At 46.3% G+C, this 22,849-nt stretch carries 17 protein-coding genes; 9 read left to right on the forward strand and 8 right to left on the reverse strand.

The window, feature by feature from the left end:
• The 7 genes from napH to trmB form a co-directional block, all read right to left on the reverse strand.
• Positions 1–829 (reverse strand): quinol dehydrogenase ferredoxin subunit NapH (gene napH / locus ACO59Y_RS00150; RefSeq protein ID WP_486129589.1); only part of this gene is annotated, 829 nt, incomplete at its 3' end.
• A complete protein-coding gene (gene napG / locus ACO59Y_RS00155; RefSeq protein ID WP_486129591.1) occupies positions 829–1,644 on the reverse strand; it encodes a ferredoxin-type protein NapG in 816 nt (271 codons plus the stop codon). The genes napG and napH, both read right to left, overlap by 1 nt.
• Positions 1,645–1,702: 58 nt before the next feature.
• Positions 1,703–4,186 (reverse strand): nitrate reductase catalytic subunit NapA, encoded by a 2,484-nt coding sequence (napA, locus tag ACO59Y_RS00160; RefSeq protein WP_486129592.1) that lies wholly within the window; start codon positions 4,184–4,186, stop codon positions 1,703–1,705.
• Positions 4,187–4,221: 35 nt separating this feature from the next.
• A complete protein-coding gene (locus tag ACO59Y_RS00165; RefSeq protein WP_373603779.1) occupies positions 4,222–4,506 on the reverse strand; it encodes a chaperone NapD in 285 nt (94 codons plus the stop codon).
• On the reverse strand, positions 4,499–5,038 hold the full coding sequence (gene napF, locus ACO59Y_RS00170) for a ferredoxin-type protein NapF (RefSeq protein ID WP_486129595.1): 540 nt from the start codon (positions 5,036–5,038) through the stop codon (positions 4,499–4,501). Before napF ends, ACO59Y_RS00165 begins: the two co-directional genes overlap by 8 nt.
• A 221-nt stretch (positions 5,039–5,259) precedes the next feature.
• Positions 5,260–5,604: a YggL family protein gene (locus ACO59Y_RS00175; RefSeq protein WP_486129597.1), complete on the reverse strand. Its 345-nt coding sequence runs from the start codon at positions 5,602–5,604 to the stop codon at positions 5,260–5,262.
• Between the two features lie 319 nt (positions 5,605–5,923).
• Positions 5,924–6,664 carry a tRNA (guanosine(46)-N7)-methyltransferase TrmB gene (gene trmB, locus ACO59Y_RS00180; protein ID WP_486129599.1) on the reverse strand — a complete coding sequence of 247 codons (741 nt, stop codon included), beginning with the start codon at positions 6,662–6,664 and terminating at the stop codon, positions 5,924–5,926.
• Between the two features lie 126 nt (positions 6,665–6,790).
• Between trmB and priA the strand changes: the two genes are divergently transcribed.
• The 5 genes from priA to acrB all read left to right on the forward strand — a co-directional run bounded on the left by priA (position 6,791) and on the right by acrB (position 14,881).
• Entirely contained in the window at positions 6,791–8,983 is a 2,193-nt protein-coding gene (gene priA / locus ACO59Y_RS00185) for a primosomal protein N' (protein ID WP_486129601.1), read from the forward strand.
• Positions 8,984–9,082: 99 nt separating this feature from the next.
• Positions 9,083–9,847, forward strand: a complete 765-nt coding sequence (gene ftsN / locus ACO59Y_RS00190; protein ID WP_486129603.1) for a cell division protein FtsN — start codon at positions 9,083–9,085, stop codon at positions 9,845–9,847.
• A gap of 142 nt (positions 9,848–9,989) precedes the next feature.
• Positions 9,990–10,553 carry an efflux transporter AcrAB transcriptional repressor AcrR gene (gene acrR, locus ACO59Y_RS00195; protein WP_486129605.1) on the forward strand — a complete coding sequence of 188 codons (564 nt, stop codon included), beginning with the start codon at positions 9,990–9,992 and terminating at the stop codon, positions 10,551–10,553.
• A 31-nt stretch (positions 10,554–10,584) separates the two neighbouring features.
• Positions 10,585–11,781 (forward strand): multidrug efflux RND transporter periplasmic adaptor subunit AcrA, encoded by a 1,197-nt coding sequence (acrA, locus tag ACO59Y_RS00200; RefSeq protein WP_486129607.1) that lies wholly within the window; start codon positions 10,585–10,587, stop codon positions 11,779–11,781.
• 13 nt (positions 11,782–11,794) lie between these two features.
• Positions 11,795–14,881: a multidrug efflux RND transporter permease subunit AcrB gene (acrB, locus tag ACO59Y_RS00205; protein ID WP_486129609.1), complete on the forward strand. Its 3,087-nt coding sequence runs from the start codon at positions 11,795–11,797 to the stop codon at positions 14,879–14,881.
• Between the two features lie 116 nt (positions 14,882–14,997).
• On the opposite strand, the gene pnuC is transcribed toward acrB, so the two are convergent.
• Positions 14,998–15,681, reverse strand: a complete 684-nt coding sequence (pnuC, locus tag ACO59Y_RS00210) for a nicotinamide riboside transporter PnuC (RefSeq protein WP_486129611.1) — start codon at positions 15,679–15,681, stop codon at positions 14,998–15,000.
• A 194-nt stretch (positions 15,682–15,875) separates the two neighbouring features.
• On the opposite strand from pnuC, the gene rapA reads away from it, so the two are divergent.
• From rapA to rlmB, 4 genes are all read left to right on the forward strand, one after another.
• Positions 15,876–18,653 (forward strand): RNA polymerase-associated protein RapA, encoded by a 2,778-nt coding sequence (gene rapA / locus ACO59Y_RS00215; RefSeq protein WP_486129732.1) that lies wholly within the window; start codon positions 15,876–15,878, stop codon positions 18,651–18,653.
• Positions 18,654–18,657: 4 nt separating this feature from the next.
• Positions 18,658–19,335 carry a bifunctional tRNA pseudouridine(32) synthase/23S rRNA pseudouridine(746) synthase RluA gene (rluA, locus tag ACO59Y_RS00220; RefSeq protein WP_486129613.1) on the forward strand — a complete coding sequence of 226 codons (678 nt, stop codon included), beginning with the start codon at positions 18,658–18,660 and terminating at the stop codon, positions 19,333–19,335.
• Between the two features lie 262 nt (positions 19,336–19,597).
• Positions 19,598–21,976, forward strand: a complete 2,379-nt coding sequence (gene rnr / locus ACO59Y_RS00225; protein ID WP_486129615.1) for a ribonuclease R — start codon at positions 19,598–19,600, stop codon at positions 21,974–21,976.
• A 102-nt stretch (positions 21,977–22,078) separates the two neighbouring features.
• Complete coding sequence (rlmB, locus tag ACO59Y_RS00230) at positions 22,079–22,816, forward strand: 23S rRNA (guanosine(2251)-2'-O)-methyltransferase RlmB (protein ID WP_486129617.1); 738 nt, start codon at positions 22,079–22,081, stop codon at positions 22,814–22,816.
• The last annotated feature ends 33 nt before the right edge of the window (positions 22,817–22,849 follow it).

Genomic DNA, 22,849 nt, shown 5'->3' on the forward strand with positions numbered 1-22,849 from the left:
TAAAAACTTTTTCAGCGCAAACGTCAATACAACGTCCGCAGCTGATGCAATCTTTAGAAAGCACGAGAAGGCTTTCGTCTTTTTTGCCGTGTAAAGGCGAACGTAACACTTGGGCTTCCGGGCAGACATTGTAGCAATCCATACAATTGTCGCATTTCGCGCGATCAATCACTTTAATTCGGATTAAGCTTTTTGCACCGATAACGCCATAAGTGGCGCCAATCGGGCAAAGATGGCCGCACCAGCCGTGTTCTACAATTAATAAATCGAAAAGAAAAATGACCAACAATAACCAAGCGGTTGCGCCGAAGCCGAATATAAAAGCGCGACCGAATGCTGCAACGGGATTAATCCATTCCCAGAGAAGCATACCGCTTGCCGCACTGCCCGCTAAAATCATGGTTAAAATACCATAGCGCAAGCCGCGAGAAAGTTTGGCGGTTTGACGAATACCGAGTTTGCGACGTAACCAAGCGGCCGCATCGGTGACCACATTCAACGGACATACCCAGCCGCAAAAAACTTTGCTGCCGAGTAAGGCGTAAAACAACACGACAATTACCGCTCCGATTAAGGTCAACACATCGGGTAAATGACGCGCGGCCAAACTTTCCGCCGTAATTAAGGGATCGCTTAACGGTACGGTATCCAGCAATAAACTTCCGCTATAATTGCCTTTTAGAATCCATACGCCTAAATAAGGCCCGCTTAAAAACATTGCGAGAATGCTAAATTGACTTAAGCGGCGCCAAAATAAGAAACGATTGGCATACCACCAACCCCATTTTTCACGGGATTCTTTACCTGCGTATTTTGGTGCATTCGCCATTATTTAGCCCCTCCTAAAGTCGGTGCCAAAATCGGTTCCGCCGGTTCCGGCATAGTCGCCGTTGCGGCGGCTTCCGGTGTACGCGTTGGCAACGAAATCATATCTTTCGGCGCGAGAGAATGACCGGCTTTTGTCTTTTCTTCCCAGCCCAAACGATAATGCTTGCCTAACATACCTTTAGCGAGATCCATCGGTAATACTTTGATCGCTGCTTCCTCTAGCACGCAAGCCTGTTCGCATTTTCCGCAGCCGGTACAGGCGTCGGAATGCACGGTCGGGATAAATAAAGCATGTTTATCCGAACGCGGATTATGTTGCTTTTCCAGTGTAATCGCTTTATCGATTAACGGGCAAACCCGATAACACACATCACAACGTAACCCTTGCCAGTTCAGGCAGGTTTCATGATCGAGCAATACCGCAAGCCCCATACGCGATTCGTTGATATCCGTCGCATAACGATCCAGGGCACCGCTAGGACAAGCGTGGGCACAAGGAATGTCCGGGCACATTTCGCAAGGTTTATCGCGTGCGATAAAGTACGGCGTGCCCGCTTCCAATGGCGATAATAAAGACGCCAAGTACAACATATCGTAAGGACAAGCTTGTACGCATTGTCCGCAGCGGATACAAGCGGCCGAAAAGGCTTTGGCATCTTGCAAAGCAAAAGGGGGGCGCAACGCCACGCCTTCGCGAGCAAGACTTTGGCTTTGTTGTAACCCCAACAAAATCCCCACGCTGGCTAAGCCGCCGGCGGTTCTACCGGCGTCTTTTAAAAATTTTCTGCGTTCAGGATTAAGGATAGGTTTCTTCATTTTCTTTTCTTAACCGCATCGGGCAAGGGCTCAATGCGGTGCTATTTTAGTGATACGTTTAGGCTGCTTTTTCCACTTTTACCGCACATTTTTTGTAGTCGGTTTCTTTTGAAATCGGGTCAGTCGCATCCAACGTTAATTTGTTTGCCAACTGGCCTGCATCAAAGAAAGTGGTGTAAACCAAGCCGCGAGGCGGTTTGTTACGTCCACGTGTATCTAAGTAAGAAATTATTTCACCACGACGAGATGAAACCTTAACTTTGTCACCATGACGTAAACCTCGAGCCTCAGCATCCAATGGGTGCATCCAAACAAGATTGTTTGGGAAGGCACGGTGTAACTCAGGCACACGACGAGTCATCGTACCGGTATGCCAATGTTCTAACACACGACCGGTAGATAGCCATAAGTCGTACTCTTCATCCGGTGATTCTGCAGGTGGCTCATAAGGCACAGCAAGGATAATCGCTTTTTTATCCGGATAGCCGTAGAACGCCACACCCTCGCCTTCTTTTACATACGGATCATAGCCTTCACGGTAACGCCATAAGGTTTCTTTGCCGTCAACTACCGGCCAACGCAAGCCACGTGCTTTGTGATACATATCAAACGGTGCCAAGTCATGACCATGACCACGACCGAATGAAGCATATTCTTCAAATAAGCCTTTATGTAAATAGAAGCCGAAGTCGTAGGACTCATCATTTAATTGGCCTTCTGCAAGATCACTTAATGGGAATTTATCCACTTGACCATTGCGGTATAACACTTCATATAAGGTTTTACCTTTATATTCCGGATTTTTCTCTAGAATTTCAGCCGGCCACATTTCATCGGTGGTGAAATATTTAGAGAATTCTACTAGCTGCCATACGTCAGATTTTGCTTCACCCGGCGCTTTGACTTGTTGGCGCCAGAATTGCGTACGACGCTCTGCGTTACCGTAAGCCCCTTCTTTTTCTACCCACATTGCTGTCGGAAGCATTAAGTCGGCGGCTAAGCAAGAAACTGTTGGGTATGGGTCGGACACTACGATAAAGTTGTCCGGATTGCGCCAACCCGGGAAGGTTTCTTCGTTAATATTTGGGCCACCTTGCATGTTATTGGTACACATTTGCCATAACACGCGCATTTTGCCGTCTTTTAGTGCACGGCTTTGTGCCACTGCATGGAAACCAAGCAAATCAGGAATTAAACCGGCAGGCAGTTTCCAAATTTTTTCCGCAATTTCACGGTGTTTTGGATTGGTAACCACTAAGTCTGCCGGTAAACGGTGAATAAAGGTACCGACTTCGCGCGCCGTACCACAGGCAGACGGTTGACCGGTTAAAGAGAACGGACCGCAACCCGGAATAGAAATTTTACCGGTTAAGAGGTGAATGTTATAGATTAAGTGGTTCGCCCACACACCACGTGTATGTTGGTTAAAGCCCATGGTCCAGAAAGACACGACTTTACGTTTTGGATCCGCATACAATTTCGCCAAGTTCTCTAAGACATCTTTTGGCACGCCGGACATTTCATGAGCTTTGTCTAAGGTGTATTCAGAAACTAGGGCTTTTAATTCTTCAAAGTTACTGTCATACATCTTACCGCTGTTTGGATTTTTGGCGGCTTTTTGTAATGGGTGGTTATCGCGTAAACCATAACCGATATCGGTTTCACCACGTTTGAATTTAGTGTGTTTATTAACGAAATCCCAGTTAATGGCATTGTTTTGAATTAAGTAATTGATAATGTAGTTTAAAATGACTAAGTCAGTTTGTGGTTTAAAAATTAAACCATAATCAGCTAATTCAAAACTACGATGTTCGAAGGTAGAAAGCACCGCAACTTTAACATCCGGATTGGATAAACGACGGTCAGTAATGCGAGACCACAAAATCGGGTGCATTTCCGCCATATTGGAACCCCAAAGCACAAAGGCTTCTGCTTGTTCAATATCGTTATAGCAACCCATAGGTTCATCCATACCAAAAGTACGCATGAACGCTACTGCAGCAGATGCCATACAGTGACGGGCATTTGGATCGATGTTATTAGAACGGAAACCGGCTTTCCATAGTTTGGATTTTGCGTAGCCTTCAAAAATGGTAGTTTGACCGGAACTAAACATACCGATGCCATTAGGGCCAAGTTCCTTAATTGCTGCTTTAAATTTCTCCGCCATGGTTTTAAATGCCATATCCCAACTAATTGGCGTGAAATCACCATTTTTATCGTATTTACCGTCTTTCATACGAAGCATTGGCTGTGTTAAACGGTCTTTACCGTACATAATTTTCGGTAAAAAATAGCCTTTAATACAGTTTAACCCACGGTTTACTTCCGCATCCGGATCGCCTTGCGACGCTACAACACGTCCGTCTTTGGTTCCCACCAGTACGGCACAACCCGTACCACAGAAACGACAAACAGCTTTATCCCACTTAATTTCGGATTCGGCCGCAACCACATTTTTGACCGGGATGGTTAATCCCGCAGCCGTTGCAGCTGCCATGGCCGCATTGGCTTTCATAAAGTCTCGACGACTTAAATTCATAGCGTTTTCCCCCACTATTTTTGTTTAATTAAAAATTATTTTGAATGCTCGTCTTGCTGATGATAAACCAGTAAGACAGTAATCACTCCATCAATGTCTTTTATCGCTTCCATATTGTCTAATAAAATATGCTCATCATGAGATTGCATTACTACCACTAATTTTCCTTGAACATCATCTTCGGTAGGAATTTCAGTATGTGGAATGGACAAAAGGGTGGCTTTAATTGAAGCCATTTTCTGTGGATTGGCTTGAATATATAAGCCGACTACATGCCAATCTTCAGCGTCATTCATCGTTAAAATTTTAGCATTATTCATGGTTATCGTTAACTATTCCTCTTCTAATACTAATTGCTTTGGTTGGACAACTCGCTACGCAAGCACCGCATCCATTACAGCTTTCCAAGGCTACACTTGGTTTTGCCACGCCACCTAATTGTAAACGAAAACGAATGGCGTTTTGGGGACAACTATCTTGGCAGGAACGACATTCAATGCGGTGCTCAGTAAGACATCCGGTTGAAATGCTGATCTTGTATGACCAAGGCGTTTCCTCTTTAGAACGAAAAATCGGCTGTTCACAGATATCGACACATTTTCCACAAAAAGTGCATTCGCCGTGTTCAAAATTCAATTCCGGAAAATCGCCATCACCTTTAACCAAAATGTGCGTCTCACAAACATTGAGGCACTCTCCGCAACGCGTACATTGAGCAATAAATTCCTCATCAGTCACTGACCAAGGCGGACGAATCGGGGCAAAATCTTCGGTTTGCTCGCTTTTTGACTGTAACGATGTTAAAAGTTTTCCACGTAACAGTTGTCGGCGTGATAAGTTTTCAACGGTCATCAAACAGCCTTTTATATATGGTTTTTCAAGACAATTTTTAAGCACTGAATTATGCTTTTGAGCAGAGATAATAAAAACTACCTAAAAGGGGTAATTTGGTAAAAAGTGAACTTTTGTTGTGGTAGATCAAATATTGAACAAATTAAACATAAATTCCTTTGATACTGAAATGAAAACAGCGTGAAAAACCACCTTTCCACGCCGTTTTTTGATGGATTAAACTAGACTCTCTTTGTCGGATATTCCCACCAAATATCGAACAATTCGCTGATTTCGATTTGTTGCAAACCGTTTGCTTCAAGCCATGTTCTCACCGCTTCACGCTGGCTTTCGTCACATTTACCGATTTTTTCCAAACACACCAAACCTTCCCAGTGCAAGTAACCGCTGCCCTCATAAGCCAACCCATTCGGTTGAATCACTTCGGCGATAAAACGATCGATGATTTCATCCACTGTTTCGATAGTGGTGCCCTCGGCGAATTGAAAGTTCACCAAAAAACCTAATTCTTGGAACTCGGCAAGATGGAGTTTTTTGCGTTGACGTTGATTACGGGATTTAGCCATGGGTTTCTCCTAATGGTTGAGGTTAAATCGGGCGGGTATTCTATATTAAATTGGGAATTTTGGCATTGGGTTTGTGGACAGGAATGGGAAATTATGTAGCGGTTGCACAACGCCGGAATTACCTTTGCAAAATAGCACCGCATTGGAGCCGCTTTCAATGCGGTGCTATGTTTGATGCTAACGCTTGATTCAACGGTTTGGTACATTTGCTACATAATTTCGCAGGAATGTTTTTGTTTTTTTATGGTTATTTTTATATCGGATTTCGCCGATGATACTTAAACAAAAAGGAAGCAAATAAATTTTTCAGAGAAATAAATTATTTCTTCACAAAATACAAATCCCACACTCCATGCCCGAGTCGATGCCCGCGTGCCTCAAATTTTGTCAAAGGTCTAAAATCCGGACGCGGAATATAGTCTCCGCTCTTTGCGGTATTTACTAATTCCCTGTTGGCGCTTAGCACTTCCAACATCTGTTCCGCATAGTTTTCCCAATCGGTGGCCATATGAATGAAGCCGTGGCGACGAAGTTTTTGTACAACTTGTGCGACAAAATGCGGCTGTACAATGCGACGTTTGTGATGTTTGGCTTTCTGCCAAGGGTCGGGGAAGAACAGTTGCAGGCCGCCGAGCGCACTATCGGCGATACTGTCGCGCAGGATTTCGGTGGCATCGTGGCAGATCACACGTAAATTTTTCACGCCTTTTTCCACTGCGTAAGCGATGCAGGCACCTACGCCCGGTGTGTGTACTTCGATACCGAGGTAGTTTTTATCGGGATTGGCGGCGGCCATCTCCACTAAGGATTTTCCCATACCAAAACCGATTTCCAGCACAACAGGTTTGTCGTCGCCGTAAATTTTCGCAAAATCAAAAGGTTCCTTCTGATAATCCAAGCCTAGCGTCGGCCAGTTGTCATTCATCATGTTTTTTTGAAATTCGCTTAAACGTCCGGTACGTAGCACGAAACTGCGCACTTTGCGTTTGTAGCGGCCGTCTTCAGTGAATTCGGCGGTTTCTACGGTTTTACGTTTTTGATCAGCAAAAGTTTGTGTCATAACGGATATTTTGGCGTGAAAAAAATTGGCGGCGATTATACACGAAATCGCGATCCTTTCGATCTTTATCGGGCTTTTCCGTATAATAAGCCGGATTTTCCCCTCGAATTTTTCCTAAGGCTTGCTATGAAAATTGTCCGCGTGGCGCTTGCTGTGCCGCTTCCCCATTTGTTTGATTATCTCGCACCCGACGATATGCCGTTACCGCCGGGCGGGCGCGTTTGGGTGCCTTTCGGTTCGCAAAAGCGGCTGGCGATAGTGGTGGAGTTGGCGGCGCAATCGGCGATGTCGGCGGAGAAATTAAAAACCGTGCTTGAACCTTTGGATGAGGAATCATTATTTGCACCGATTTATTGGGATTGGCTGCATTGGGCAGCGAATTATTATCAGGCGGCGATCGGCGAAGTGTTGTTTCAGGCGTTGCCGGTGAAATTGCGTAACGGTGAAAAATTGGCGCAAGAAGAGCGCACATTTTGGCGCATTAATGCGGCGGGCGAAAAAGCGCTTGCACAAGGTGAACTGAAACGTTCTAAAAAACAGGCGGAAGCCTTGCAATGTTTGCTCGAGCAAGATTTGGAAAAGGGCAATAATGGGTTTTCGACAACAATTTGGTCGGCCTTGAAAGGTAAACATTTGGTGGACGAAATACGCCTTCATATCGAACCTAAAAGTTGGCGGGAAGCCTTGGGCAACAAGACTTTGGTGAATTCGGAAAATCGCTTAACGTTGAACAAACAACAAGCGTTGGCGTTTAGTCAACTGATGTTTCAACGCGATTTTAACGTATGGCTGTTGGACGGCGTGACGGGCTCGGGTAAAACCGAAATTTATCTGCAATATATCGAAGAAATGTTGAAAGTCGGTAAACAGGTGTTGGTGCTGGTGCCGGAAATCGGACTGACGCCGCAAACGGTGCAACGTTTCAAAGCGCGTTTTAACGTAGAAATCGACGTGTTGCATTCGAATTTAAACGACACCCAACGGTTGAATGTGTGGGAGCGCGCCAGAAGCGGGCTCAATGCGGTGCTGATCGGCACCCGCTCAGCGCTATTTACGCAATTTGCCGATTTGGGTTGCATTATTTTGGATGAAGAACACGACGCGTCATTCAAACAGCATGACGGCTGGCGCTATCACGCACGCGATTTGGCCATCGTGCTGGCTCAAAAGCTCAATATTCCGGTTCTGATGGGGTCGGCAACGCCAAGTTTGGAAAGCATTAATAACGTACAAAACGGTAAATTTAAGCATTTGGTGCTATCAAAAAGAGCAGGAAATGCGGGAACTCTTCGTCAATTTGTCATTGATTTAAAGAATCAGCGCGTACAAAACGGCTTGTCGCAACCTTTGTTGGAACGTATGCAAAGCCATTTGGAAAAAGGCAATCAAGTGTTGTTGTTTTTGAATCGACGTGGCTTCGCGCCGGTGTTGCTGTGCCACGAATGCGGTTGGATGGCGCAATGTCCCCATTGCGAAAAACCTTATACTTATCACCAACATCAACGCGCATTGCGCTGTCATCATTGCGGCTCGCAGAAAACGGTGCCGCGTCAATGCGGTGCTTGTGGGAGCACACACTTGGTAACCACCGGATTGGGCACCGAACAATTGGAAGAAACGTTAAAAGCCCGCTTCCCGAACTATTCCGTGGCGCGTATTGATCGCGACAGCACGGCGCGCAAAGGGAAGTTGGAAGGTTATTTGACAGATATTCAGCAGGGCAAAAGTCAAATTCTTATCGGCACGCAAATGTTGGCAAAAGGGCATCATTTTCCGAATGTTACTTTGGCGGCTTTGGTAAACGTGGACGGCGCTTTATTTTCCTTGGATTTCCGTGCGGAAGAACGCTTGGCACAGCTTTATGTGCAAGTGGCGGGACGTTCCGGACGGGCAGAAAAACAAGGGGAAGTGGTGCTACAAACTCATTATCCCGATCATCCTTTATTGATCGCGTTGCTGGCGCACGGTTATCAAGCGTTTGCGCAAGAAACCTTGCGTTTACGCCGTGCCATGGGCTTGCCACCTTTTAGTTTCCAAGCATTGTTCAAAGCGCAGGCGCGCGATTCAGAGGCGGCAGAAAACCAATTGGCACGAATTGCGGATTTTTTCCGCGAGAAGAATATTACGGGATTACAGATTCTTGGCCCGTTGCCGGCGCCTTTTAGCAAAAAGGCCGGACGATTTCGTTGGCAGTTGTTGTTGCAACATACTTCGCGAACAGTCTTACAAAATGCGTTACGGGAATACCGTTTTTCGCATGTGGAAAAAAACACTCAAGTGCGTTTGATATTAGATGTAGATCCGCAGGATCTGACTTGATTGTCGGATATTTACACTAGCCAATAATCGCCTTTTTCAGTAGAATTAGGCGCTTTTTATTTCCCGTTTGGGGTTAAACGGATATGTTAGGATTTTATTGTGGCTCATCGAGATTTCGCCGCGCGTCGCGGTTCAAATAAGAAAAAAAAGAAAGACAGCAATAATAAAAATATGCTGATTGGCATCGCTTTCGCGGTGTTATTTGCTTTTGGCGCGGGACTTTATTTTTTGAAAAGTAAGGCTCCGGAGGGGACGGCTTCCGTAGCGCCGGCGCCGGAAAAAACGCAGCCGAAAAGTGTTTTACCGAATCGCCCGGAAGAAGTGTGGAGTTATATTAAAGCTTTGGAAACTCGTACCGTGCCGGTGGATGATAAACCGTCCAGCGTGGAAAAAAATATGCGTTTAACGGAAGAACAGCGCCAAGTGCTGATTCAAATGGAAAAAGAGCAAAAGGCGGCGGAAGATATGCGTAAAGCGGCGGAGCAAAAAGCACAAGCTCAGGAAACGGCGCAAACCGATGAGGCTAAAGCGGAAGCGAGAAAGTCGGCAGAAACGGTGAAAAAAGCCGAAGCTGTCAAAGTTGAAACGGCGAAGAAAGTCGAGACTAAAGCGGCAGAAAGTAAACCAGTGGAAACGGTAGCCGCCGGTAGTAAGCGCTTTGGCCTTCAATGCGGTGCTTTTAAGAACCGTGCCCAAGCGGAGAGTTTACAAGGTCGTTTGGCAATGGCCGGCGTGAATGCGCAGGTGCTGGAAGCGGGAGAATGGAATCGCGTGCGCGTGGGGCCGTTTCCAAATCGAGAGGGTGCGGTACAAGCGCAAGATAAGGCCAAAGAGGTGATCAGTTGCGTAATTATCGGGATGTAATCTGAAATCAAGCAAGCACGGTGAAAATAACCGTGCTTTTTTATTTTTAGCTTGCTAAAAACGAAAAAAAACATAGAATGAACGCCTATTCATTTGACCGGTCCGAATGTCCTTTCTTTCAATTTTTAACCTAAATTCTATTATGCAACATACTAAAACAGATTTAGCCGAGCAAATTTTTATGGCAACCGATCGCTTAATGGCAAAAGAAGGCCTAACTCAGCTTTCGATGCATAAGTTGGCAAAAGAAGCCAATATGGCGGTCGGCACGATTTATCTTTATTTTAAAAATAAGGATGAATTACTGGAACAATTTGCTCGACGCGTGTTTGCCATATTTATGGCGACACTGGAGAAAGATTTCGACGAATCTAAACCTTTTTTTGAACAATATCGACAAATGTGGTGGAACATTTGGCAATTTTTGCAAGAGAATCCCACGATTTTGTCCAATTTGAATCAATATCAATTGCTACCGAATTTCTTTGAAATTTGCCGGGGAGTGAAAAACGATCGTTGGGAATTCTTTTGTCGGCAGGCCCGCAAGGCTGATATTTTGGCGGACTTACCTGACGATATTCTTTTTTTGTTAAGTTTAAAAACGTCTATTGTGATTGCGACGGATATGAAATTTATCAATGTGTCGCTCAACAATGAAATTTTAGAATCTGTGATTGAACGCTCTTGGCGGGCAATTCAGAAGTAATCCTCTTAAATATTAACGGGAGTTTTTTTAAATGAGTCAAACTCAAATCCAAAGACCGAAACGCTCACATGTTTTCTTTATGAAAATCATTTTAGTCGTGTTTGTCTTAATTTTTGCCGCTGTCATTGGCTTTAATGTGTTACGCGGCATTATGATTGGCAAAGCGTTAGCGAATATGCCGGAGCAGTCCAGCCCGGTCACCGCATTGGAAGTGCGCGCCAGCGAATGGACGCCGGTTATTCATACCACCGGGCTGGTTCGTCCGAATCAAGGAGCGATGCTAAGTGCTCAAAATGCAGGGAGCGTTTCGCGCGTGTTAGTGACAAACGGTCAAAACGTGAAGAAAGGCGATTTATTGGTTGAACTGGATAGTTCAGTTGAACGAGCCAGTCTTCAAGCAGCACAAGCTCAACTTCCGGCGCTTCAGCAAACCTATCAACGTTATGCTAATTTGGTGGCCGGCGGAGCCGTATCCCGTCAAGAAGCGGACAATGCAAAATCCGCCTATGACGCGCAAGTGGCGAATATCGAATCGTTAAAAGCAACCATCCAACGTCGTCAAATTGTCGCGCCGTTTGATGGTAAAACCGGTATCGTGAAAGTGAATGTCGGTCAATATGTGAATGTCGGAACGGAAATTGTGCGGGTGGAAGATACCAGTTCAATGAAAGTTGATTTCGCCATTTCGCAAAATGACTTGGACAAATTAACCATCGGTCAACGCGTTACCGCCACCACCGATGCGCGTCAAGGCGAAACTTTTTCCGCCCGGATTAGCGCAATTGAACCGGCGATTAATTCGACAACCGGTTTGGTGGATGTACAAGCGACGTTTGATGCGGAAGACAGTAAAAAATTGCTTTCCGGTATGTTCTCGCGCTTGCATGTCGCGCTGCCGACCGAAACCAACCAAATTGTGGTGCCGCAAGTGGCGATAAGCTATAACATGTATGGTGAAATTTCTTATTTGTTAGAGCCGTTATCTGAAGAAGATAAAGCTAAATTTGCCGATAACCCGAAATTGGATTCACTGTATCGCGCGAAACAAATCACTGTCTTTACTAAAGATCGCCAAGGTATTTATTCTCAATTACAAGGTGATGAAGTGAAAGTTGGCGATAAAATCGTTACCGGCGGTCAACAAGGCATCGGTAACGGCAGCCTTGTTGAGTGGATTAAGAAAGATATTGTTGGCGGCACCGCACCGGCGCAGAAAACCAATCTTTAATTAGGAAATACGAATGAAATTTACCGATATATTTATTCGTCGCCCGGTTTTAGCGGTTTCGATTAGCTTGTTGATCATTATTTTGGGTTTGCAAGCAATCTCGAAATTGGCCGTGCGTGAATATCCTAAAATGACGACCACGGTCATTACCGTAACCACCGCATATCCGGGGGCAGATGCAAACTTGATTCAAGCTTTTGTCACCTCAAAACTGGAAGAATCGATCGCCCAAGCGGACAATATTGATTATATGTCTTCCTCAAGTGCACCGAGCTCTTCTACCATCACTGTAAAAATGAAACTTAATACGGATCCGGCAGGGGCGCTTGCGGATGTATTGGCGAAGGTCAATGCGGTGCGCTCCGAGTTACCGAGCGGGATTGAAGATCCGACCGTGGCATCTTCATCGGGCGGTACGGGGATTATGTATATTAGTTTCCGTTCCAAGAAACTCGATTCCAGCCAGGTAACCGACTATATCAACCGTGTGGTGAAACCGCAGTTCTTTACCATTGAGGGGGTGGCGGAAGTACAAATCTTTGGTGCCGCGGAATATGCAATGCGTATTTGGTTGGATCCGCAAAAAATGGCCGGGCAAAATCTTTCCGCCCCTGCTGTGATGTCCGCACTGTCGGCGAACAACGTACAAACCGCCGCGGGTAGCGACAACGGTTACTATGTGACTTATCGCAACAAAGTGGAAACCACCACGAAATCTGTCGAGCAATTGGGTAACCTGATTGTGGCTTCAAATGGCGATGATTTAGTGCGCTTACGCGATATTGCCACCATTGAATTAAATAAAGAAAGCGATAACTCGCGCGCCACCGCTAACGGCGCGGATTCTGTAGTATTAGGCATTAACCCGACCTCTTCCGCCAACCCGTTGACGGTAGCGGAAAAAATTCGTCCGTTGTACGACAACATTAAGAAACAATTGCCGGACAGTATTGAATCCGACATCCTCTACGACCGCACCATTGCGATTAACAGCTCGATCAATGAAGTGGTAAAAACCATCGTTGAAGCAACGGTGATCGTGTTGGTGGTGATTTTGATGTTTATCGGCTCGCTGCGCGCCATTTTAATTCCGGTGTTAACCATTCCGATTTCTTTAATCGGGGTGTTAATGATGTTACAAAGTTTAGATTTTTCCATTAACTTGATGACATTGTTAGCGCTCATTCTTGCCATCGGTTTGGTGGTGGACGATGCGATTGTCGTATTGGAAAACGTGGATCGACATATTAAAGAAGGGGAAACGCCGTTCCGTGCGGCAATTATCGGTACGCGCGAAATTGCCTTGCCGGTTATTTCCATGACGATTTCTTTAATCGCCGTGTATTCTCCGATGGCTTTAATGGGCGGTATTACCGGTACGCTGTTTAAAGAATTCGCCTTAACGCTTGCCGGTGCGGTGTTCATTTCGGGTATCGTGGCATTAACGCTGTCACCGATGATGACCAGCAAATTGCTGAAATCCAATGCGCAACCGACTTGGATGGAACGCAAAGTCGAACATACGCTCGGAAAAATGAATGCGCTGTATAACTATATGTTGGACATCGTGATGCAAAACCGTAAATCTATGGTGGTTTTTGCGATGGCGATCTTTGCAAGTTTGCCGTTTCTTTTCAATTCGCTTTCCAGCGAATTGACGCCGAATGAAGACAAGGGGGCATTTATCGCTATCGGTTCGGCGCCGTCTAATGTAAACGTGGACTACATTCAAGATGCGATGCAGCCTTATATGAAAAATTTGATGGAGATGCCGGAAGTATCGTTTGGAATGAGTATCGCCGGCGCGCCGAGTTCTAACGCATCGTTGAATATCGTGACGTTGAAAGATTGGAACGAACGTTCTCGCAAACAAGCAGCAATTATGAACGAACTGAATGCGAAGGCAAAAAGCATTCCGGAAGTTTCCGTGTCTGCCTTTAACTTCCCAGAAATCGATACGGGAGAACAAGGTCCGCCGGTTTCCATCGTGTTGAAAACGGCGCAAGACTATAATGCTTTAGCTAATACCGCCGAGAAATTTTTACAAGCGATGAAAGCGTCGGGTAAGTTTATTTATACCAATCTTGACTTGAAATATGATACCGCGCAGATGACGATTTCCGTCGATAAGGAAAAAGCGGGAACTTACGGTATCAGCATGCAACAAATCAGTAATACGTTAGGCAGTTTCTTGTCGGGCGCCACCATTACTCGAGTCGATATCGATGGGCGGGCTTATAAAGTGATTTCGCAAGTAAAACGCGACGATCGTTTATCACCGGAAAGTTTCAACAATTACTACTTAAATGCCAGCAATGGCGAAGCCGTACCGCTGAGCAGTTTGATTAGCATAAAACTTGAAACCCAACCGACTTCGTTACCGCGCTTTAGTCAATTAAATGCGGCGACCATCAGTGCGGTGCCGATGCCGGGCAGTTCCACCGGCGATGCGGTAGCTTGGTTGCAACAACAAGCGAATAGCACTCTTCCGCAAGGCTATACTTACGACTTCAAATCGGAATCGCGTCAGCTGATACAGGAAGGCAACGCGTTGGCGGTCACTTTCGCTTTAGCGGTGATCATTATCTTCTTGGTGTTGGCGATTCAATTTGAATCGGTTCGCGATCCGATGGTGATTATGATTTCCGTGCCATTGGCGGTAAGCGGTGCGTTATTGATGCTTAACTTGTTATCTTTCTTCGGTATTTCAGGCACCACCTTGAATATTTATTCGCAAGTGGGCTTAATTACCCTCGTTGGGCTTATTACCAAGCACGGTATTTTAATGTGCGAAGTGGCGAAAGAAGAGCAGTTACTGCACGGTAAGAATCGCATTGACGCGATTACCGCTGCTGCAAAAGTGCGTTTACGTCCGATTTTGATGACTACCGCTGCAATGGTAGCCGGTTTGATTCCGCTGCTTTATGCAACGGGGGCCGGCGCGGTATCGCGTTTTAGTATCGGTATCGTTATTGTAGCCGGTTTATCCATCGGCACCATTTTCACGCTGTTCGTATTGCCTGTGGTGTACAGCTATGTGGCGACCGAACACAAACCGTTACCGGTGTTTGAAGAAAACGCAAGCAAACCCGCGCATTAATTGCACTTTAATTGCACTTTGAAAATAGCACCGCATTGAGACAGGCTCCAATGCGGTGCTATTTTTATAAGTCAAAAAAAAACGCACCCAACGGGTGCGTTCGGTTTAGCAAAATTTTAAACGTCGGCTTGTTTGGCCAATTTGCTCCAGTTGTAAAAACCGTAAAGGGAGTTCAGCAAATACGCGCCGTACATTAAATACATCGCCGGGGTTTCTGCCCAAAGTGCAATGGAAAGCACGTTTAAAGCGATCCATAACAACCATTGTTCGCGGTAACGCAAAATCATCAATAATTGAGCGGCGACGGTGATAACGGTGGTCAGTCCATCCAAACCGGTGGAGCTGCCGCCGGCCGTGCGTAATGCCTGCACGAATAACAAAGTACCGACGGCAGTCGCAATAATTAAGGTTGTCCAACCTTTTGCACTCAACGCTTTTGCCACTACGCTTGCGCCGCCGTGGTCGTTTTGCATATGGTTTTTCCACATAAAATAACCGATAAATTGCGACGGCAAATAAACATAAAGCACCGTGTTCATTTCACCTAAAAAATTCGCACTCCAAGCTACATAAAAATAAGTGTAGGCAAAAATCAGTCCAAACAAATAGTTACTGATTTTTCCTTTACTCACCAATACCACGCATAAAATCCCGGAAATCCCGGAAATCATCGCCAGCCAAGAGTCCGGTGCTTGGATATAAGCCCAAATTTGCGCAAGCACAAAAAGGGTCAGCCAAATCACTTCAAAAGGCTTCCAACCGGATAAAAATTCGCGTTTTAAACGTTCAGACCAATTCATTTTTTACTCCGTTTTTAAATGAAAATCCGCGCCATTTTTGCACCGCACTTTTTCAAAGTAAAGTTCAAAGTAAAGCGACAAAGGCGGGAATTCTTATGACTGTGAAGCAGATCACAGTTTTCGTTGCTTTCCCTTTTAATCGGGCTACAATAGCCGCCCCGTACCGAAACGAACGAAAAAGAAAGAACGATATGATGCCCTTTGCCCTTGGTCAGCGTTGGTTGAGCGAAACTGAAAATAATCTTGGATTAGGCGTAGTCACCGCATTTGATGCGCGCACTGTAACGCTCCATTTTCCTGCATCGGATGAAACACGAATTTATTCTGTAGCCCAAGCGCCGCTTATGCGCATTCAATTTAACAAGGGCGAACTTCTTAGCCATAAAGAAGGTTGGCAAGGCAATGTTGAGGATATTCAACACCTAAACGGGCTGAATTTCTATTTAGTGAAAAATTCGCAGGGTGAACGGATGATTGTGCAAGAAAGCGATATTTCACCGCTTATTTCGTTCAGCTCTGCAAAAGATCGTCTTTTTTCGGCGCAACTTGACCGCAGCCATCATTTCGCCTTACGTTATCGCACTTTGCAACATCAACGGGCGCAATTCAAATCGTCATTACGCGGGCTGCGTGGCGTTCGCGCGGGGCTGATTCCGCACCAATTACATATCGCCGCCGAAGTAGGCAATCGCGTAAATCCGCGTGTGTTGTTGGCGGACGAAGTGGGATTAGGAAAAACCATTGAAGCAGGCATGATTTTGCAAAATCAGTTATTTGCCGAAAAAGTGCAGCGCGTGTTGATTTTGGTACCGGAAACCCTGCAACATCAATGGCTGGTGGAAATGTTGCGGCGTTTCAATTTGCATTTTTCCTTATTCGACGAAGAACGTTGCGCCGATTTTGCCGCCGGCGGTGAGAATCCGTTCGCCTCGGAGGCGCTGATTATTTGCGCGTTGGATTGGTTGGCTGATTCGCCTCAACGCGTCGAACAGGCACTTGCCGCCGGTTTCGATTGTTTAATTGTGGACGAAGCGCATCATTTGGTTTGGTACGAAGAAGAACCAAGTCCCGCCTATTTATTGGTGGAGCGACTCGCTCAAGCCACGCCTTCCGTGTTATTGCTCACCGCTACGCCGGAACAACTCGGTCGGCAAAGCCATTTTGCCCGCTTGCGACTGCTCGATCCGGAGCGATTCTTTGATTATGCCGCGTTCCAAAAAGAGCAACAGCACTATCAACCGGTTGCCGATGCGGTGCTATCTTTGCTTGCCAACAACGCCTTAAGCGCAGCAGAAAAAAATCATATTTCCGATTTATTGGGTGAGCAAGATGCCGCACCGCTATTTCGTGCGATGGCTTCCGATAACGCGGAAGCACGGCAACACGCACGCCAAGAATTGATACAAAATTTAATTGATCGTCACGGCACCAGCCGCGTTTTGTTTCGTAATACGCGTCAAGGCGTGAAGGGTTTTCCGCGTCGTATTTATCATCAAATTACGTTGCAAGCGGAAAATGAATCCGAAACAGAGGCGGTGAAAACGCAATGGCTGAGAGATTTTCTTATAACCCGGCGCGCTGAAAAAGTATTAGTGATTTGCCAAAGTGCGCAGACCGCGATGGCGTTGGAGCAAATTTTGCGTGAAAAAGAAGCCATTCGCGCCGCGCTGTTCCATGAAAACATGTCGATTGTCGAACGCGACCGCGCCGCGGCGTATTTTGCCGATACGGAACAGGGGGCGCAGGTGTTGCTTAGTTCAAGCATCGGTTCGGAAGGGCGTAACTTCCAGTTTGCCTGTACTTTAGTCTTATTCGATTTGCCGCAAAATCCCGATTTATTGGAGCAATCTATCGGCCGCTTGGATCGCATCGGGCAGTTGCGCGACGTGCAAATTTACGTGCCCTGCGTAGCAGGTTCGGCGGAGCAAAAACTGGCCCGTTGGTATCACGAAGGCTTGAACGCCTTTGTACAAAGCAGTTCGACGGGCATGGCGTTATTTGAACGTTTCGCCGATGAACTGGCGAAAGTGCGCTCAATTTCTGAAACGTTTTTTGCGTCGTTGATTAAGCAAACCCAAGAAGCGCGCGAAAAACTTGCACTTGAGTTAGAAAAAGGCCGCGATCGCTTGTTGGAACTCAATTCTAACGGCGGCGAGCAAGCGCAAGCTTTAGCCGAAGCCATCGCGGCGCAAGATAACGAAAGCGAATTGGTGAACTTTACGCTGAATTTATTCGATATTATCGGCGTGGAACAAGAGGATTTGGGCGAGAACAGCATTGTAATTACGCCGACCGGCACCATGCTGGTGCCGGACTTTCCGGGCTTAAAAGAAGAAGGCGTAACGATAACTTTTGATCGCAATCTTGCGCTTGCGCGCGAAGAACTGGAATTTTTCACTTGGGATCATCCGATGATTCGTCAAGGAATCGATTTAATCGCCTCGGGCGACATCGGCAAAGCCGCTGCGGCGCTGCTTATCAATAAACGATTGCCGGCCGGTACATTGTTATTAGAATTGGTGTATTTGGTGGAAAGTCAGTCGCCGAAAGGGCTGCAACTTAGTCGTTTTTTGCCGCCGACGCCGATTCGTTTATTACTTGATAACAAAGGCCACGACATTGCCGCCCAAGTGACCTTTGAAACCTTACAAGACAAACTTAAACCGCTCGGACGGGAAGTGGCAAATAAAATGATAAAAATGGCACGACCAACATTAGAACGGCTGCTACTCGTCGGAGAGCACCGCATTGAGCCCTTGGCGCAAGCGGTTATCGCCGAGGCGCAACAGCTTGCCGACCAAACTTTAAGCGCGGAACTTCATCGTCTGCAAGCGTTGCAAGCAGTGAATAAAAATATTCGTCGAACTGAAATTGAGATTTTGAGCGCACAACGCGACCAATCCCTGCAGGAACTTGCCAAAGCCAATTGGCGATTGGACAGTTTGCGCGTCATCATCACAAACAAGGAATAATCGTATGGTGTTGATTGAATACCATCCGCCGATGGAACCTTATTTGGACATTATTTATCAAGACAATCATCTTTGCGTGGTGAATAAACCGAGTGGCTTGCTTTCCGTGCCGGGCAACCAACCGCAATATCATGACAGCGCGATGAGCCGCGTGAAAGAAAAATTTGGTTTTTGCGAACCGGCGCACCGTCTTGATATGGCGACCAGCGGCATCATTTTATTCGCCTTAAGCAAGGCTGCAGATAAAGAACTTAAACGCCAATTTCGCGAACGTGAACCGAAAAAATATTATCAAGCTTTGGTATGGGGACATATTAAAGAAGATCGCGGCGAAATCGATTTGCCGATGATTTGCGACTGGGAAAACCGCCCGCGCCAGCGCTTGGATTTTGTATTCGGCAAAAGCGCGGTTACTCGATTTGAAGTTTTACAACGTTTACCGAACAACAGCACGCGTGTAAAACTCACGCCGATTACCGGACGTTCGCACCAGCTTCGATTACATATGTTAGCGCTCGGTCATCCGATTTTAGGCGATAAATTTTACGCTCATCCGCAGGCAAAAAGCATGGCATCGCGCCTTTGTTTGCACGCGGAACAACTCACCATTACTCACCCGATTACGGCTGAGCCCATGACATTTCGGGCAGAAGCAAATTTTCAAAGCAAAAACGCGATATGACGTCTCTGATATACAAGCGTTACAACGCGCAAACGGACGTTAAAAATAGCACCGCATTGGAAGGCGCTCCAATGCGGTGCTATTTTAAGCTATGAATTTCCGCTTGCTGCAAAACCCATTTATCATCTGCACTCATTAACTGTATTCATCATTTTTACTTATCATTTGTACTTATCAATGGGGCCGATTTTCTTTCCTTGCATTCTCCGCCCTACGGTGTCAAACTCCTCCCGATTTTTTAGATGTTAAGTAACAAAAGAAAATGGCAAAAAAGCAAAAAAATTTAGCATACCAAGATCCGCATTATCAGCAGGAAGTAGAAAAATACGACAATCCGATTCCAAGCCGTGAGTTTATTTTAAACGTGATTCGCGGGAATAACGCGCCGATGAATCGGGAAGAAATTTTGACCGCACTTTCGATTCATGACGAAAAACAAATTGAAGGAATACGCCGCCGTTTGCGCGCGATGGAAAATGACGGGCAACTTGTGTTTACCAAACGCAAACGTTATGCGCTTCCGGAAAAATTGGATTTGCTCAAAGGTACCGTCATCGGCCATCGCGAGGGCTTTGGCTTTTTGCAGGTGGAAGGGCAAAAAGACGATTTATTTATTCCGAATCATCAAATGCAACGCGTGATGCACGGCGATTTCGTATTGGCGCAACCGATGGGCTTGGATCGCCGTGGGCGGCGTGAAGTACGTATTGTGCGCGTGTTGGAAAATCGCAAAAAACAAATTGTCGGTCGTTTCTTTTTGGAAAATGGTTTCGCTTATGTGGTACCGGATGACAACCGCATTGGGCGCGATATTCTGGTGCCAAATGAACACCGCAATGGCGCCCGTATGGGACAAGTCGTTGTAGTGGAATTACAAGAACGCAGCGCCGGCTTTAATCAACCTGTCGGCGTTATCCGTGAGATTCTGGGCGACAATATGGCGAAAGGCATGGAAGTGGAAATTGCCTTGCGCAATCATGATATTCCGCACCAATTCCCAAGCGCGGTGGAAAAATACGTGAAAAAATTCAGCGAAGAGGTGCCGGAAGACGCGAAAAAAGGCCGCGTGGATTTACGCGCTTTGCCGTTGGTCACCATTGATGGCGAAGACGCGCGCGACTTTGACGATGCCGTTTACTGCGAAAAACACGGCAAAGGCTGGAAACTTTGGGTAGCGATTGCGGATGTGAGTTATTACGTGCGTTTGCGCTCGGCATTGGATACGGAAGCCTATCATCGCGGCAATTCCGTGTATTTCCCGAATCGCGTGGTGCCGATGTTGCCGGAGATTTTATCGAACGGTTTGTGTTCTTTAAATCCACAAGTGGATCGCTTGTGCATGGTGTGCGAAATGCGAATTTCCGCCAAAGGTAAACTGACGGATTATCGCTTTTATGAAGCGGTGATGAATTCCCATGCGCGGTTAACTTACACAAAAGTGGCGAACATACTGGAAGGTGATGAAGCATTGCGTGAGCGTTATGCTGCTCTTGTGCCGCATTTGGAAGAACTTCATCATTTGTATCAAGCCTTGCTCAGCGCGCGCCATCAACGCGGTGCTATTGATTTTGAAACCATCGAAACCAAGTTTATTTTTAACGCCATGGGCAGAATCGACCGCATTGAACCCGTGGTGCGCAACGATGCACATAAAATCATTGAAGAATGTATGATTTTGGCAAATATTGCGGCGGCGAATTTTATGGAAAAACATAAAGAACCGGCACTGTACCGTATTCACGCCGCGCCGAGCGAAGAAAAACTAACATCGTTCCGCAGCTTTTTAAGCGAGCTCGGTTTGACATTAGGCGGCGCGTTAAAGCCAACCACGAAAGATTACGCGGCGCTATTGGAAAAAGTGAAAGCGCGGCCGGATCACGAATTAATTCAAACCATGTTGCTGCGTTCATTGAGCCAAGCGGTGTACAACGCGGATAATATCGGGCATTTCGGTTTAGCATTGGAAGAATACGCCCATTTTACTTCGCCGATTCGCCGTTATCCCGATCTCACGCTGCATCGCGGCATTAAATATTTGCTCGCCAAAGAACAAGGCGCTAAACGCAAAACTACCAATAGCGGCGGTTACCATTATTCGGTGGAAGAAATAGATTTACTGGGCGAGCATTGCTCCATGACCGAACGCCGCGCCGACGAAGCCACGCGCGAAGTAGCTGATTGGCTGAAGTGCGAATATATGCAGGATCACATCGGAAGCGAATTTAACGGTGTGATTTCTTCCGTAACGAGTTTCGGCTTATTCGTGCGCTTGGACGATTTATTGATTAGCGGATTGGTGCATATTTCTTCTTTGGAAAACGATTATTATCAATTGGATGCGGCGAAACAGCGCTTAATCGGCGAAAACAGCGGAATGCAATATCGACTGGGCGATAAGGTGCGTATTCGCGTGGAAGCGGTGCATTTAGCACAAAAAATGGTGGATTTTTCCCTTGTCGGCAGCGAACGCAAACCTCGCCGAGCAGGCAAAACCGCCAAAACAAGGGCGAAAAAAGTTTTTAAAGAATTACCACCAAACACCTCGAAACGCGGTAAAAATACCACGAAAAAGAAGGCTGCGCCTAAGAAATCCGTGCCTAAGAAATCCGTGCCTAAGAAATCCGTGCGAAAGCCCGCATGATTAAAGCTTCGGCAAGTGAAAGGGCAAATTAGCACCGCATTGAGATGCCTTTCTTCGCCCTTGGTGGAGCAGCCGGATAATAAAAAGTAAAAAGAGAATCCTATGTCAGAACAAATTTACGGTATTCACGCCGTCAACAGTATTTTAGCCCATGCGCCGGAACGTCTAATTGAAGTTTTCGTGTTAAAAGGGCGTGAAGATAAACGTTTGCAGCCATTGTTAAATCAACTTTACGAGCTTGGTATCGGTGTACAGTTTGTCAATCGCCAAACCTTAGATAAAAAAGCCAACGGTGAAGTGCACCAAGGCGTGATTGCACGCGTGCAGGCGGCGAAAGAATTCAATGAAAACGATCTTGACGCGATTTTGGCGAACAAACAAAATCCGTTGTTGTTAGTGTTAGATGGCGTGACGGATCCGCATAATCTCGGCGCTTGTTTGCGTTCGGCGGATGCCGCCGGTGTGGATGCGGTAATTGTACCGAAAGACAAATCGGCGCAGCTTACTTCAATTGCCCGTAAAGTGGCTTGCGGTGCGGCAGAAAGCGTACCGTTAATTCGCGTGACCAATCTTTCGCGTAGCTTGCGCGATTTGCAACAAAACTACAATATTTGGGTGGTGGGTACGGCAGGAGAAGCGGCGGAAACGATTTATCAAACTAAGTTGACCGGCCCGTTAGCGCTTGTGATGGGGGCGGAGGGCGAGGGAATGCGACGTTTAACCCGCGAACACTGCGATCAACTTATCAGTATTCCGATGGCCGGTTCTGTATCATCGCTGAATGTTTCGGTGGCTACCGGAGTGTGTTTGTTTGAAATCGTGCGTCAGCGTTTAGGGTAGTTGTTCTATTTGTAATTAATTATTAAAAATTGA

This window comes from Rodentibacter sp. (genome assembly GCF_057314195.1).